14 protein-coding genes and 1 pseudogene are annotated in these 13,549 nt (G+C 63.5%); 7 read left to right on the top strand and 8 right to left on the bottom strand.

What is annotated here, in order from left to right:
• Nucleotides 1-1,089 carry a porin gene (locus HH213_RS26865; protein ID WP_169114305.1) on the bottom strand — a complete coding sequence of 363 codons (1,089 nt, stop codon included), beginning with the start codon at nt 1,087-1,089 and terminating at the stop codon, nt 1-3.
• A 108-nt stretch (nt 1,090-1,197) separates the two neighbouring features.
• Here HH213_RS26865 and HH213_RS26860 point away from each other — a divergent pair, with 108 nt between their 5' ends.
• Nucleotides 1,198-2,118, top strand: coding sequence for a LysR family transcriptional regulator (locus HH213_RS26860; RefSeq protein WP_169114304.1), 921 nt, complete (start codon nt 1,198-1,200; stop codon nt 2,116-2,118).
• Nucleotides 2,119-2,235: 117 nt separating this feature from the next.
• On the top strand, nt 2,236-2,487 hold the full coding sequence (locus HH213_RS26855; RefSeq protein ID WP_110850098.1) for a hypothetical protein: 252 nt from the start codon (nt 2,236-2,238) through the stop codon (nt 2,485-2,487).
• Between the two features lie 46 nt (nt 2,488-2,533).
• Here HH213_RS26855 and HH213_RS26850 read toward each other — a convergent pair whose 3' ends face one another.
• From HH213_RS26850 to HH213_RS26840, 3 genes are read right to left on the bottom strand one after another with little or no spacing between them, the layout of a single operon-like run.
• Nucleotides 2,534-3,898, bottom strand: a complete 1,365-nt coding sequence (locus HH213_RS26850) for a Dyp-type peroxidase (RefSeq protein ID WP_110850099.1) — start codon at nt 3,896-3,898, stop codon at nt 2,534-2,536.
• Entirely contained in the window at nt 3,898-4,596 is a 699-nt protein-coding gene (locus HH213_RS26845) for a hypothetical protein (RefSeq protein ID WP_110850100.1), read from the bottom strand. Before HH213_RS26845 ends, HH213_RS26850 begins: the two co-directional genes overlap by 1 nt.
• A gap of 9 nt (nt 4,597-4,605) precedes the next feature.
• Nucleotides 4,606-5,691 carry a catalase family protein gene (locus HH213_RS26840; protein WP_174864438.1) on the bottom strand — a complete coding sequence of 362 codons (1,086 nt, stop codon included), beginning with the start codon at nt 5,689-5,691 and terminating at the stop codon, nt 4,606-4,608.
• 155 nt (nt 5,692-5,846) lie between these two features.
• Between HH213_RS26840 and HH213_RS26835 the strand changes: the two genes are divergently transcribed.
• Nucleotides 5,847-6,020: a hypothetical protein gene (locus HH213_RS26835; protein WP_169114303.1), complete on the top strand. Its 174-nt coding sequence runs from the start codon at nt 5,847-5,849 to the stop codon at nt 6,018-6,020.
• Nucleotides 6,017-6,976, top strand: a complete 960-nt coding sequence (locus HH213_RS26830) for an alpha/beta hydrolase (protein WP_169114302.1) — start codon at nt 6,017-6,019, stop codon at nt 6,974-6,976. Before HH213_RS26835 ends, HH213_RS26830 begins: the two co-directional genes overlap by 4 nt.
• Here HH213_RS26830 and HH213_RS26825 read toward each other — a convergent pair.
• From HH213_RS26825 to HH213_RS26810, 4 genes are all read right to left on the bottom strand, one after another.
• The gene (locus HH213_RS26825) at nt 6,962-7,681 is read right to left on the bottom strand and encodes a hypothetical protein (RefSeq protein ID WP_169114301.1); all 720 of its coding nucleotides are present in this window, start codon (nt 7,679-7,681) and stop codon (nt 6,962-6,964) included. The genes HH213_RS26830 and HH213_RS26825 overlap by 15 nt on opposite strands.
• A gap of 16 nt (nt 7,682-7,697) precedes the next feature.
• Complete coding sequence (locus HH213_RS26820; RefSeq protein ID WP_110850104.1) at nt 7,698-7,904, bottom strand: DUF2783 domain-containing protein; 207 nt, start codon at nt 7,902-7,904, stop codon at nt 7,698-7,700.
• Complete coding sequence (locus HH213_RS26815) at nt 7,901-8,875, bottom strand: SLAC1 anion channel family protein (protein ID WP_169114300.1); 975 nt, start codon at nt 8,873-8,875, stop codon at nt 7,901-7,903. Before HH213_RS26815 ends, HH213_RS26820 begins: the two co-directional genes overlap by 4 nt.
• 99 nt (nt 8,876-8,974) lie before the next feature.
• Nucleotides 8,975-9,943 (bottom strand): GlxA family transcriptional regulator, encoded by a 969-nt coding sequence (locus HH213_RS26810; RefSeq protein WP_169114299.1) that lies wholly within the window; start codon nt 9,941-9,943, stop codon nt 8,975-8,977.
• 298 nt (nt 9,944-10,241) lie between these two features.
• Here HH213_RS26810 and proV point away from each other — a divergent pair, with 298 nt between their 5' ends.
• The 3 genes and pseudogenes from proV (at nt 10,242) to proX (ending at nt 13,528) form a co-directional block, all read left to right on the top strand.
• Complete coding sequence (gene proV, locus HH213_RS26805; RefSeq protein WP_169114298.1) at nt 10,242-11,477, top strand: glycine betaine/L-proline ABC transporter ATP-binding protein ProV; 1,236 nt, start codon at nt 10,242-10,244, stop codon at nt 11,475-11,477.
• Nucleotides 11,474-12,514, top strand: a pseudogene (proW, locus tag HH213_RS26800) (glycine betaine/L-proline ABC transporter permease ProW); the annotation flags it as partial. The gene proV and the pseudogene proW, both read left to right, overlap by 4 nt.
• Before the next feature lie 36 nt (nt 12,515-12,550).
• Nucleotides 12,551-13,528 (top strand): glycine betaine/L-proline ABC transporter substrate-binding protein ProX, encoded by a 978-nt coding sequence (gene proX / locus HH213_RS26795; protein ID WP_169115442.1) that lies wholly within the window; start codon nt 12,551-12,553, stop codon nt 13,526-13,528.
• Nucleotides 13,529-13,549 lie beyond the last annotated feature (21 nt).

Genomic DNA, 13,549 nt, shown 5'->3' with positions numbered 1-13,549 from the left:
TTAGAATTTGTGGACCAGTCCCAGCGTCAGGCCGGTGCCATGGCGCGCGTTGGCCAGCGACGCTGTCTGTCCCGCCGCGTCGCCGCGCCAGCTGGTGCGGTCGGCTTCGAGGTAGGCGGTGGTGCGCGGCGACAGCGTCTTTTCGAGGAACAGGAAGGCGCGGTCGAAGCCGTCGTCGCGCAAGCCGGTGGCGGTGCGCCGCGCGCTGTAGTAGGCGGCGGTCAGCAGCCAGCCGGGCGCCAGCGTACGGCTGAGACCGGCCGACAGCACGCGCTGGTGCACGCTTTTATTCTGGCCGGTATCGGCCTGGTTGCTGCCGATATTGGCTTTCAGCTGCCAGTCGTCGAACCTTAGCGCGGCCCCGAGCGACCAGGCGTCGAGCGGCAGGCCGTCGCGGCTGCGGAACTGCATCGACGCGCCCGACACCGCCCAGGCGGGGCGCTGGTATGCCAGCGCGACGCCGTGGCTGGACAGGTCGCCCGCATCGCCGGCCACTTCGCCGGCCGAATACGCCGCGCGCGCTTGCCAGTCACCGACCCTGGCGGTGTACTTGATGGTGTTGTCGAGGCGGTAAAAGTTGTCGGCATAGCCGCTGGGGCCGTACTGCGTGCCGAACGCGTGCGTGCCGAAGCTGGTGTTGCTCAGGCCAACGATGTTGATATTTGGATTGAAGCTGGCGAAGCGCTTGCCGAGCGGATCGACCGGGAACAGGGCGTCCGAGATCAGATTCGGCTGGCGTCCCAGTGCCAGCGTGCCATACGGCGACGCGAGGCCGATCCAGGCGTGGCGGTCGAACAGGCGGTCACTCTTGGCCTGCGCGCCGGTGTCCGCGCTGAGGCCGCCTTCAAAGCGGTAGATCGCTTTCCAGCCATCGCCAAGCGACTCCTGGCCGCGCAAGCCCCACAGGCTGGTGTTGTCGACGCCGCTGCTGACGGACGGCGTATAGCCCCCAGCCGGGGTGTTGCCCGCGCTGAGGCCGCTCAGCGAACGGATGCCGAGATCGATGTCGCCGTACAGGGCAAGGTTGGACTGCGCGAGGCAGGGGGCGCTGGCGATAAGCAACGCTGGCAGGACAGAAGGGTGGCGCACGGTGTCTCCAAAGAGGGGCCTTCTTGGCGAGGCTGATTTTGTTGTGTCGCCATGATCCGCCAGGACGAGTGATTTGATAATCGCAATTACTTCGCGTATTCTTGCGTTATGCGCATTAATTACGATATTCTCGATTTACAGGCGTTCGTCGCGGTGGCCGAACGCGCCAGTTTCCGCCAGGCCGCTGCGGACGTATTCCTGTCGCAGTCGGCACTGAGCCGGCGCATCGACAAGCTTGAGGAAAGCCTGGGCGTCAAGCTGTTCGAGCGCACCACCCGGCGCGTGCAGCTGACCAACGTCGGCGAGACTTTTCTGGTCAACGTCCGCACTGCGCTGGCGGGACTGGAAGACGCCGTGCTGGGGATCGCCGAACTGGCGGCGCACCGTACCGGGACGGTCACGCTGGCCTGCGTTCCGTCGGCGGTCTGGCATTTCCTGCCGGAGATTCTGAAGGAATTCAGCGCCCGCTATCCGCGCATCCGCGTGCGCATTCACGACGAGAGCGCCCAGGATGTGCTGAACCTGGTCCTGAACGGCGAGGCGGATTTCGGCATCAACTTCGCCGGCGCGGAAAATCCCGAGATCCACTTTGAGCCGATTCACGTCGAGAGCTACGTGCTGGCGATGCGGCGCGACCATCCGCTGGCGCAACGCGCGCAATTGAGCTGGAAAGAGACGGTGGACCTGCGCTACATTTCGGTGGCCAAGTCCAGCGGCAATCGCAGCGTCATCGACGCCGCGCTGGCGGGCATCGAGAAGCATCCCATCATCTTCTGCGAGGTCAACCATGTCTCGGGCGTGCTGGCCCTGGTCGAATCCGGGATTGGAGTGGCGGCGGTGCCGGGCCTGTCGGTGCTGCCGGGGCGACAGGATGGCTTGGTGGGCGTGCCGCTGGTTGACCCCGAAATCAAGCGCACGCTGGGCCTGATCACCAAGCGCGATCACAGCATGGCGCCAGCCGCGCGCACGCTGTTCGGCATGCTGACGGCCGCCCTGCCTGAATGTAGGGCGGGATCGCCGTCGCTGTAGCCGCGCCTGACCACCAAACGAAACAAGTGCTACAAATTGTGAAAGATGGTCGCCTCATGCCCAAGGCCCGTTAGGATGGCGGCACATGCTCGGATTCACTGAGTTTCGGAGATAGCCATGCTTCAATACTTGGTCCAGATAGACGCCCCCGATGGCGCAAGCCACAGCTTCACACTATCCAGAGAAGATATTGGGATACTGCGCAACGCTCCGGTCGGGCGCGCGGTCAGTCTCGAAAACTACATCGGCTACCTGACCGCCGATCGGCAACTGGCGTTGTCGCGGCGGCCTTCCCACGTCGAGACTGCGATCGTCAGCCATGCCGAGTTATGCAGAAAGCTTGACGAGTCCGGCAATCTGGCCGAGTAGGCCAGTGCGGCAACGGACTCGCCGCTGCCGGACTGTGCTCAGTGCTTCAATGCGCTTCGGCGATCCATTTCAAAGCGCTCAACGACGGCATGAACAGGTATTCGCCGCCGCGCAGCTGGTTGAAGGTGGTGATGCCATCGACACGCCGGCGCACTGGCGTTTCCGGGATGGTGAAGCTGCCCGGCGTCTCGTGCAGTCCCACCATCGGATCGCGTTCGGTGGCCAGGTCGATGAAGTTGCCGCGGTTGATCCATTCCTGCTGGAAGAATTCGATAGTGTCGTAGGCGCGCGCGCTGATGAAGATGAAGAAGATGCCGCGCTCGCCGTGGTCGTCGCTGGCGGTCAGCTCGGGCCGCCATTTCGGGCCGAAGGTCGATGAGCGGCGGATGATGCGGTGGATGTTGACGTCGGTCAGGATGGTCAGCTGGCTGTCGCGCGGATTCAGGCGGCGCATGTGCGCTGCGTGTGGGCACATCAGGCCGCGCGGATCTTTGGAAAAATCGAAATCGTTGTTGCGCTTTGGATCGGCGCCGAGTGCCGGGTCGTCCTGCTCAGGCGCCAGCGTCAACGGCGCGCCGCTGCGCCAGCGGCCGACCAGCTTGGCCGCCAGCAGGTCTTGCGCTTTTTCATCTTGCGCCTGACTGCGCACAAAGTCATTGAAGGCGCCCGCCTGGCTTTCATATTTGCGCAGCACCACGAACGAACCGTTGCGGCCCAGCTCGGGCGGCTCCGGCATTGCGACCGGCGCGCCGGTTTCGCTGTTTTCGCCCAGGATGAATTCGCCGGCGGCAATCGACCGCTCTTGGCCGGGCAGCGGCGCGACGCCGCTGCCGGCGATGGCCGGTTGCGAGATCGAGTCGCGGAAGCCGAACGGATTCTTGGCTTCTTCGTCGGCGCCAAACGCATGCTTACCCACCAGCGTGACGCCATGCGAACGATCCAGTTCGCCCATCGCTTTTTCGATTGCGATGTCCAGCGCCGCTTCGTCGCGGGCATAGATGGTGAGCGCGATATGGCACGTGCCCGGCTGGAATGCGTCGTCCCAATGTTCCGGGGCATTGCTGCCAACATCGCGCAATTGTTCGGCGCGTGCCGCCATGCCTTGCTGGAACGGCAGCGGGAAGCTGCTCAGCGAAGACTCGGGCACGCCGAGCGCCTTCAGGCCCTGAAAGCTCAGCGCCATGCCCATCCAGGCGTCGCGGTCGTCGGTCCAGCCGGCGGCCGACGGAATGTGCTCGGCCATGCGGCGGATCAGGTCACGGCCGCCGGCGGCGTCGTCGATGTGCAGCATCGCGTGGATGCCGACATAGGGTTCGGGCCGCGCGCGCAGGATCAGCGCCTGGATATCGTCCAGCGCCAGCGTCACGTGTTCGCGCACGAAGCGCGCTTTGAGATCGGTGAGGAAAGTCATCAGTAGTCCACTCCCTGCGGTTGCGCCAGCGCGGCGCTGAGCGTCTCAAGCGCCTTGCGCGTCGCTTCGTCCTGCGGCGGGTTTGCCGACATCTGGTCGAGGAAGGCCGTCAATGCCTTGTCCATGCGCTGGAAGCGGCGCGTATCCACCACCGTCACCTGCGGATTGGCGACGAACCAGCCGGCGGCGTCGATCTGGTGGCCGGCGATGAAGTCTTTCACGGCCGGGCTGTCGATGCCGGGCCAGCCTTCAATGTTGGCGAACAGCAGATCCATCAGCTCTGGAATTTTAGTGGCGAAGTCGTTGATGTAGCTGTCCCAGTCGCCGTCGTAGGTGGTGGCGAACAGGATACGCGTATCGTCATCGAAGAACACAAAGCGCATGTCGTGCAGCGTGGAGACGCGCTGCGCGCCGTCCATATTGCCGTTGGTCAGATCGAAGATGCGGCGCAGGCGTTCGGCGCCGCCCGGCTTGAGCGGCGCGATCGCTGTCAGTTCCGACACATTGCCGGACTGCTTGCCGACACGGCCGGCGGAATTGGCCGTGCCTTTCAGGTCGGGATTATGCTTGCGCACCAGCGCCTCCAGTGCGATCTTGGCGAGGTGCGGGGCGTCGTGGGCGACAGCGTCGATTTTGCGGCGGATCGCTTCCAGGCTGGTTTCGTCGGCCAGGCGCGGGTCGGGATTGTGGTCGGTCATGGTGGTCCTTTAGTCGGGAATGTCGGAAGATTGGGATGGCTCGACGCGCGGCTGCGCGTTCATGCTGTGGCGGAAGGCGGTCGAGCGTTCGTAGGCGGCGCGGCGGATGCGCATGATGCCGCCCAGCGGCTGGTGCGCCGTAACGCCGTTCCACGGATTGAACGACAGCACGTCGTCGCCGTAGACCTGGCGCGCCGGATGCGCAGTCGATTGCGGCGCGAAGCGCAAGGTGGCCAGCGGGCGGTGCGGCGAAAGCTCTTCCGGCCAGGCGATGGCGGCGTCTTCCACCGGCATGCGCGCCAGGTCCGTGCACAGTTGCGCGCTCAGCGTGTATTCGGCGCCGTGCTGGGCAAAGTGGTCGCTGATCACGTCCCGCAGGGTGGCGTAGCCGACGTCGTCCACCGGCTGGCCGGTCAGGCGGCGTACGGCGTCCGAAGCAGGTTGCAGCGCCAGCTTGGCGATATAGTCGCCGAAACGGATGGCCGCTTGTGTGTGGTAGGTCTCGCCCAGCGGATGATGGTTGTCGCGGGCCAGGCCGTCCAGCGTCGCGCCGGGCGTGCCACCCAGGCTTTCGAGCACCTGTTTGGCGCCGTGCGCCGTGCCCGCTACCAGCCGTTGGAAGGTGTCCGGCGCGTGGGAATTGGCTTCCAGCAGCGTCAGCATGCGCTTGTATTTGGGGATGGTGCCGAAGGCCAGCGCGGGGAAATTGACCATCAGGAAATCCTGATTGTTGCCGCCGATTTCAGGTGCCAGGCGCTCGCCGTCAACGCCGATAATCTTCAGCGCAAAACCGCGCGCCGCCGGGATTTTGTCGGAGTGAATATCGCTTGGCGCGGAGGACAGGCGGGCCACCACCTGGTAGGTGCCGGGGCGGGCGAAGACGCCCTGGCGCAGTTCCGCCGGCAGGTCGTCGTGGATTGTCAGTTCGCCCTTGAGCAGGCCGTTCGACTTGGCATGCGCGTCGCGAATGGCGTGGCGGTGGCGTTCGAAGGCGCAGCGCGATTGCGTCGCCATTTGTTCAACGATTTCGGTGATCAGGGCGCTTTCTTCGGCGTCAATCACTTCGATGTCCGGGGTGTAGGGCAGGGGAGTCAAAATATTCCTTTGAAGACAAATAAAAGAACGATGGTGCTTTTTTGTTTTAATAAATTACCATTCTTTTGTTTTTGCCAGCGGACGATTGCCGTGTTCGTGTGCGGTCGCACAATGTCTGTAGGGCATTTATGCGATAGTTCGCCATGGATATTAAAATGACACCCCGTTCGGATGCGCAACAGGCGTCCGTTGTTCGGCAGGGCCTTGAGTGGTCCCGGACCTATGGCCAGCGTAGCGCCGCCGCTTTTCTGTTGTTCCGCAAGGTGCCACGCGCCGTGGTCGAGCGAATTCTGGCCGATGCGTGTCGCAAGGAAGACCTGACGCCATGACCTTGGCGTGGGACAGCGAAACACTGGAAGATGCGCGCAGCTTCAACCGCAAACTGCATTGGGCGCCGCGCTTCAAAATCAACAACCGTGTGATTCCGATGTTAATCCAGTCGCTGCTGCGGCTGTCGCAGTTTGGCGCTGATGGCAAACTTGCGCGAGAAGGTATTAGTGTAACGCGTTACGCAGCGCATACGGACGGATTGCGCGTACCCGTACGCATTTTGCGCGGCGCATCGCCGGCGCGCGGCGTGCTGCTAGATTTTCACGGTGGCGGCTGGGCCATCGGCAATGCGGCAATGAACGATCAGCTCAACGCCGGCCTGATCAACGCTTGCCAAGTCGCGGTGGTATCGGTGGATTACCGGCTCGCGCCGGCTGCGCCGCTGGTCGCCATCATGGACGACTGTCTGACTGCGGCACGCTGGCTGCTGGACGGCGGACTTCCCGAATTCGACGGCTTGCCGGTCTACATCCTCGGCGAGTCCGCAGGCGGCCATCTGGCGGCGGCGACGCTGTTGCGGCTCAAGCGCTGGCCTGATTTGCTGCGCCGCATCGACGGCGCAATTCTGTACTACGGCGTCTACGATTTGGCGGGTACGCCCAGCGTGCGCCAGGCCGGTGCCGACACGCTGGTGCTGCACGGCCCCAGCATGCTCGATTCGCTGCGTCTGCTCACGCCCGGTCTGACCGATGAACAGCGTCGGAAAGCGCCGCTATCGCCGCTGTATGGCGACTTGTCTGGTATGCCGCCGGTGCTGATGTTCGCCGGCGAGCGCGATCCTTTGCGCGACGACACCACGCTGATGGCCGAACGCTGGCGCGCCGTGGCTGTGGTGGAATGTCATCTGCTGCCGGAAGCGCCGCACGGCTTTATCCGCTTCCCAACCCGCATGGCCGCGCAAGTGCGGCAACGGGTGTACGAGTGGATACGCGAACGGCGCTTACTTCCCCAGTAGCCGTAGCGATTCTTCCCAGTTGCCTTGCCAGGCATACAGGAATTCGTGCGTTTTGAAGGCGCGTTTCAGCGGCCCGATGGGCGTGCGATACACATCATGCAGGCCGAGCGCCAGCGTGACGGGATTCCAGACCGCGTTGCGCTTGGATTTCTTGGCGCTGGCTTTCACCCGCGCGCCATCATCGCCGAAGATGCCGATCGCGTCATCCAGCGAGCGGTCCAGGTCCAGCCGCACCATGGCCGCAAACGCCAGCAGCACCTCTTGCTTGCTGATGCCGGCCTGCGATTCTTGCGACTCCGGCGGCTTGGGCGGTGGCGCCAACGCCGCTTGCGCATCCTGCTTCAGCTTGGTGGCCAGCCGTTCAAGATCCCGTTTCTGGAAACGCAATTGGTCGAGCGGGCGGCGGAAGCCCGGTTCAGGCAATCGCGCCGGCAGCTTGTAGGCGTCCTTGGTGAAGGTGATCAGCACGTCTTCGCTGCCGGCTGCCAGCCGCGCAATGTCGTCCTGGAAGAAGATCGGCGCGGCGTAACCGCCGTTGGCGTCGCCGAACAGCTCGGGATAGGCGGCATCGTAATCCAGCCATACTACCGGCGTCAGTTCGTGCTCAAGCAGGCGGGCCAAGGTCCATGGTTCGCCGGTTTGATGCGCCAGCCAGGCGCAGGCTTCTTCCGTGTTGGCCCTGAAAGGTAAGTCGATATTATTCATGGCCGGTATGATACACCTAGCTGCTGGCCTCGACGGTCACGCGGGCCAGGGCGAAGGCTTGCCGCAGCACCGCCAGGTCGCCGATGTGATTCGCCAACAGCAGCACCATTTGCGCGTCCAGCATCTTGCTTTGCGCTTCGGTCAGGTCGTGGTGCGACTCGGTGAGCATGTCGTAGAAGTCGTCGTAATCATCCAGATTCTGCTTCAGGTTGAGGGCGTTCATGGGCGCACCTCCGCCATGGAGCACAGCGAGCGGATCGCCAGCGCGACGATGACCAGCGACAGCAGTATCAGCAACGTTACCGCCAGCACTTCCAGTCCCAGCCCGCCGACAGCGCCGGCATAGTTCAGTGCCGAGCTGCTCAGGGCCGCCATGGGAAAGCCGATCGCCCACCATGACAGAGAAAACGGCGGCGGCTTGCGCACCAGCCGCCAGCCTATGATCACAAACAGGAACAGGCCAAAGTAAAACAGCAGCGCGGCAAAACGGTCCACCGTCTGCATCAGGTTGACGTAAGCAATGAAGCCGACCGCGAACGGCGCCATCAGGATCATCTTCGACGGCCGCATGGCGTCGGCCATCGGCGCCTGATGCACCAGGCGCGAGAAGATCAGCACGAAGAACACCAAGGCGCTGACGCCGCCGATGGCCGCCGCCAGCAAGTTGATTTCGCGTGCCCAGGGACCGGGCAGGTTGCCGCCGGTGACCACGATATCGAGACTGCCCACGCCGGCAATCAGCCAGGCCGGCGCCACGCTGGCCGGAGCGGCGTTGCCGTTCAACAGGCGGCCGATCATGACCGCGCTCAGCGCCAGCGTGACAGCGACGCCCAGGCTCCACATCAGCCACTGCGCGGCGCTGCTGTAACTGGCGACCACGCTGGACAGCAGCAAGATGCTGATGCCGATGGTGCCAAAGAAGCTGCCAATTACCGGGTGATCGAATTCCTGCCGCACGGCCGCCGTGTGCCGTATCAGTTTATGCAGATAGCCAATCGCCAGCACGGCAAACAGCAGCAGGGCGACGATGCCGATGCTGTCGGAGATGGCGATGCCAACGCCGTAGCGCTTGCTGGCCAGACGCCACGCCAGCGCCAGCCCGGCCACGCTCATGACCGAACCGAACAGGTTGACCGGCAGGTTGCGCGTGGACGGCAGCGTCGCCGTGGTAAAAGTTTCGTGGGCAGATTCCATGATGGTCCCCGTGATTGAGTGGATGCGGGAATTCTGCCCCAGCAAACGGGCGAGTGGGACAGGCTGTCCCCAAACGCGTGCTGGCTGTCCCAAAAGACGTCAAGCGTCCGTCGCAGCGGAGCGGAAGCGCTCGCGATAGGCCTTGGGCGTGATATCCAGCTGGCGCGAAAAGATCAGCCGCATCTTCTCGGCGGTATTAAAGCCGCAGCGGAAGGCGACGGTCTTCAGCGGCACGTCGGTCTCCTCGAGCAGCTTGCGGGCGAAGTCGATCCGCACCTGGTCGACAAATACCGACGGTGTAACGTGGGCGTGCCTGGCGAACGCGCGCGAGAAGGTGCGGCGGCTGACGCCGACCGCATCGGCGATCTCTTCGATGCCGAGCGGCTCGGCGATGTGGTCGGTGACGTATTTCAGCACCCGCGCTACCAGCGAGTCCTGGTCCGGGCCGACCGCCAGGTAGGGGCTGTACTGCGATTGGCCGCCGTCGCGCCGGATGTACACGATCAGCCGCTTTGCTACCTTGAGCGCCAGTTCTTGACCCCAATCCTCGGCCACCAGCGCAAGACACAAATCGATACCGGCGCTGACGCCGCCGCAGGTGAACAGATTGCCGTCGCGGACGAAAATCTTGTCGGGCCTAACGATGGAGGAGGGGAACTGCGCCACCAGCCGTTCGGCGTGATCCCAATGCGTGGTGATTTCGCGGCCGTCCAGCAGGCGCGCGCGACCCAGCAAGAACACGCCGTTGCAGATGGCGCCGAAGCGCTTGGCGCGGCGCGCATGCAGGTTGAGCCAGTCGGCCAACGGCGCCGACGGGCGGTAGTCCTGATAGCGCGGCCCGCCGGCCACCAGCAACAGGTCGCTGTCCGCGTGAAAATTCAGGTAGTCGCAATGCACTTTAAAATCCATGCCGCTGGAGCTGGTCACGCCGTCCGGCCGCTCGCCGACCAGCGTGGTTTGGTAGTGATCCTTTTTTGGCAAAAAGCGGTTTGCTTCGGCAAATACATCCAGCGGCGCCGCCACATCCAGCGCTTGCACCCCGTCCAGCATGACCAGCGTAACCTTCATTGAAATCTCATCTTATGTGCGCAGGCGAACATTATCTAAGCATTTCGATCCGGAAAGTCAATGGACTTCCGTAAGGGTTTCACGTATAATTGATGCGTTTTTACAACACTCATGGGCCCAAGCGCCCTCCCCAGCGTGGCTGAAAGTCCTGAGCCCCAGCTTCTTTTGGCACGCATTTGACATTCCGGCATACCGGCTCCGCTCCGGTCACCCTTGTCCTTTATCCCGCTGATTCCCATCGCAGGCTTACGGCCAGCGAGGTTTCATTCCATTCGCCAAAACGAAGGAGAACCACATCGTGGCTAAACAAATCATTATTGACCAGGTCTTTAAAGTATTCGGCGACCAGCCGGAACAGGCACTGGCGCTGGTCCGCAAAGGCGCCAGCAAACAAGACATTCTGGCCCAGACAGAATGCACCATCGGCGTGTTCGACGCCACCTTTACCATTGAAGCCGGCGAGATCTTCGTCATCATGGGCCTGTCCGGTTCGGGCAAGTCGACCCTGGTGCGCATGCTCAACCGTCTGATCGAGCCGACCGCCGGCCGCATCCTGATCGACGGCAACGACATCAACACGCTGCCGGACGCGCAGCTGCGCGCCTTGCGCCGCAAGGACATCAGCATGGTGTTCCAGTCGTTCGCGCTGCTGCCGCAAATTACCGTGCTCGACAACACCGCCTTCGGCATGGAGCTGGCCGGCATGCCGAAAGCCGAGCGCCACGCGCTGGCGCGGCAGGCGCTGGAGCAGGTTGGCCTGGCCGGCTATGCCGGCAGCTATCCCGATGAATTATCTGGCGGCATGCAGCAACGCGTGGGCCTGGCGCGCGCGCTGGCGTGCGATCCATCGATTCTGCTGATGGATGAGGCTTTCTCCGCGCTGGACCCGATCATGCGCACCGAGATGCAATCGGAACTGCTGCGCCTGCAACAGATCAAACGCCGCACCATCGTCTTCATTTCGCACGACCTTGATGAAGCAATGCGCATCGGCGACCGTGTCGCCATCATGAAGGACGGTCACGTGGTGCAAGTGGGCACGCCGGAAGAAATCCTGCGCAAGCCGGCCAACGATTACGTGCGCAGCTTTGTGCGTGGAGTCGATGCCGCCGCTGTCTTCAAGGCCAGCGACATTGCCCGCAAGAGCCAGATCGTGGTGTCGGAGTCGCCAACGCGCGGTGCGCGGGCGGCCTTGTCGATGCTGGAAGAGCAGGACCGCAGCTACGCCTATGTGGTCGATCCCAAGCGTAAATTCCTCGGCCTGGTGTCGGCCGATTCGCTGCGCGATGCGCTCGATGGCCATACCGGTCCGCTGGGCCTGGCCCATGCGTATCTGCCGGAAGTGCAGTCGATCAATGCCAACGATCCCGTCGCCGGCCTGTTCGGCCAGGTGGCGCAGTTGCCTTACGCCGTTCCGGTGGTGGCCGATGATGGCAGCTTCCACGGCGCCATCAGCAGGACCACCTTGCTGAAATTCCTCGACCGCGATACGCCCGCCATTGCCGAGCCACAAACACAGAAAGGACTCGCATGAATTCAAGCACCGTTAACGCTGTAGAACCTGTTGTGGAACACGCCGCTCAGGTCAACCCATGGCTACCGACCCCACCGGCTGACACTGCCTGGCTCGACGCCGCCAAACCGGCCGTCGCCCCCGAGCACGCCGGCGGCTTGCACCTGACACAAATTTTTGACGGCGCGCTGCCGCTGGAATCCTGGATCAATCAAGGCCTGGGCTGGGTCGTGGCGCATTGCCGTCCCTTCTTCCAGACCGTGCGGGCACCGATCGACGCGACGCTGAACGGCGTCGGCGCCTTGCTGCTGGCGGCGCCGTCGCTGGTGGTGATCGCCATTATCGGCTTGCTGGCCTGGCAGTTCACCAGCCGCGCGCTGGCGGTCGGTACTGTGCTGGCGCTGCTGGTGGTGTCCATGCTGGGCGTGTGGCCGGAAGCCATGATCACCTTGTCGCTGGTGCTGACCTCGCTAGCGTTCTGTTTGCTGATCGGCCTGCCGCTAGGGATCTTTCTGGCCAGCAGCGACCGCGCGCAGAATATCCTGCGGCCGCTCTTGGACGCCATGCAGACCACGCCGGCCTTTGTGTACCTGGTGCCGGTGGTCATGTTGTTTGGCATCGGCAATGCGCCGGGCGTGATCGTGACCATCATCTTTGCGCTGGCGCCGCTGGTGCGTCTGACCAGTCTTGGCATACGCCAGGTGCGTCCCGACCTGATCGAAGCGGCGCGCGCCTACGGTGCGTCGCCGTGGCAGCTGCTGACCCACGTGCAGTTTCCGTTGGCGATGCCGTCGATTATGGCCGGCATCAACCAGTCGCTGATGCTGTCGCTGTCGATGGTGGTGATCGCTTCCATGATCGCGGTAGGCGGCCTGGGCCAGATGGTGTTGCGCGGTATCGGCCGGCTGGACATGGGCCTGGCCACCGTCGGCGGACTGGGCATCGTGCTGCTGGCCATTACGCTCGACCGGCTGACGCAAGCAATGGGGCAACCGCGCCGCGGCGTGCGTCACTGGTATCAGACCGGCCCGGCCGGCCTGATCCTGCGCCTGGTGCGCAACGGCCCGGTACGTGGCCAGTTCCAATGGCTGTCGATGCTGGCGCTGTGCGTGCTGGTGCTGACCACCAGCCTGGCCATGGCGCAAACGCCGGACGACAGCCTGCCTGGCAAGGGCATCAAGGTGCAAGCGCTGCAAAGCGCGATCGCCGAAGAAACCTTCCAGACCATGCTGGTCGACCGCGCGCTGGAAAAACTGGGCTACGAGCCACAGGCGATCAAGGAAGTCGACTATCCGGCCGCGCATATCGCCATCGCCAATGGCGACGCCACCTTCCTTGCGGTGCACTGGGACCCTTTGCATCAGGACTATTACAACAACGCCGGCGGCGACGCCAAGCTGTTGCGCACCGGTCAGTATGCCGGTCCGGCCGCGCAAGGCTATATGATAGACAAAGCCACGGCCGACAAGTACAACATCACCAATATCGAGCAGTTGCGCGATCCGGGCCTGGCCAAGCTGTTCGACCACGACGGCGACGGCAAGGCCGACCTGACCGGCTGCAATCCCGGCTGGGGCTGCGAGGCGATGATCGAAAACCATCTGGACGCCTACCAGTTGCGCGCCACGGTCAAGCACGTGCAGGGCAGCTACGCCGCGCTGATGGCCGACACCATCGGCCGCCACCAGCGTGGCGAACCGATCCTGTACTACACGTGGACGCCATACTGGGTAAGCGGGGTGCTGGTGCCGGGCAAGGACGTGGTCTGGCTGCAAGCGCCGTTCTCGTCCAATCCGCAGCACACCAGCACGCGGATGGATGACGGCAGCGACTATGGTTTCGCCGTCAACACCACGCGCATCGTTGTCAACCGCGCATGGGCCGAGCAGAATCCGGCGGCCATCAAGCTGTTTGAAGTGATGCGACTGCCGATTGCCGACATCAATGCGCAAAACCAGCGCATGCGCGACGGCGAAAACTCGCAGGCCGATATCGCCCGCCATACCGATGGCTGGATCAAATTCCACCAGCAGCTATTCGATAGCTGGATCGGGCAGGCGCTGCAGCGCTAAAATCAAGCGCCTGGATCAAGT

Source organism: Duganella dendranthematis, from assembly GCF_012849375.1.
Classification (GTDB): Bacteria; Pseudomonadota; Gammaproteobacteria; order Burkholderiales; family Burkholderiaceae_D; genus Rugamonas; species Rugamonas dendranthematis.
The sequence above is the reverse complement of the archived record's forward strand: the minus strand, read 5'-3'. Positions and strand labels throughout refer to the sequence as shown.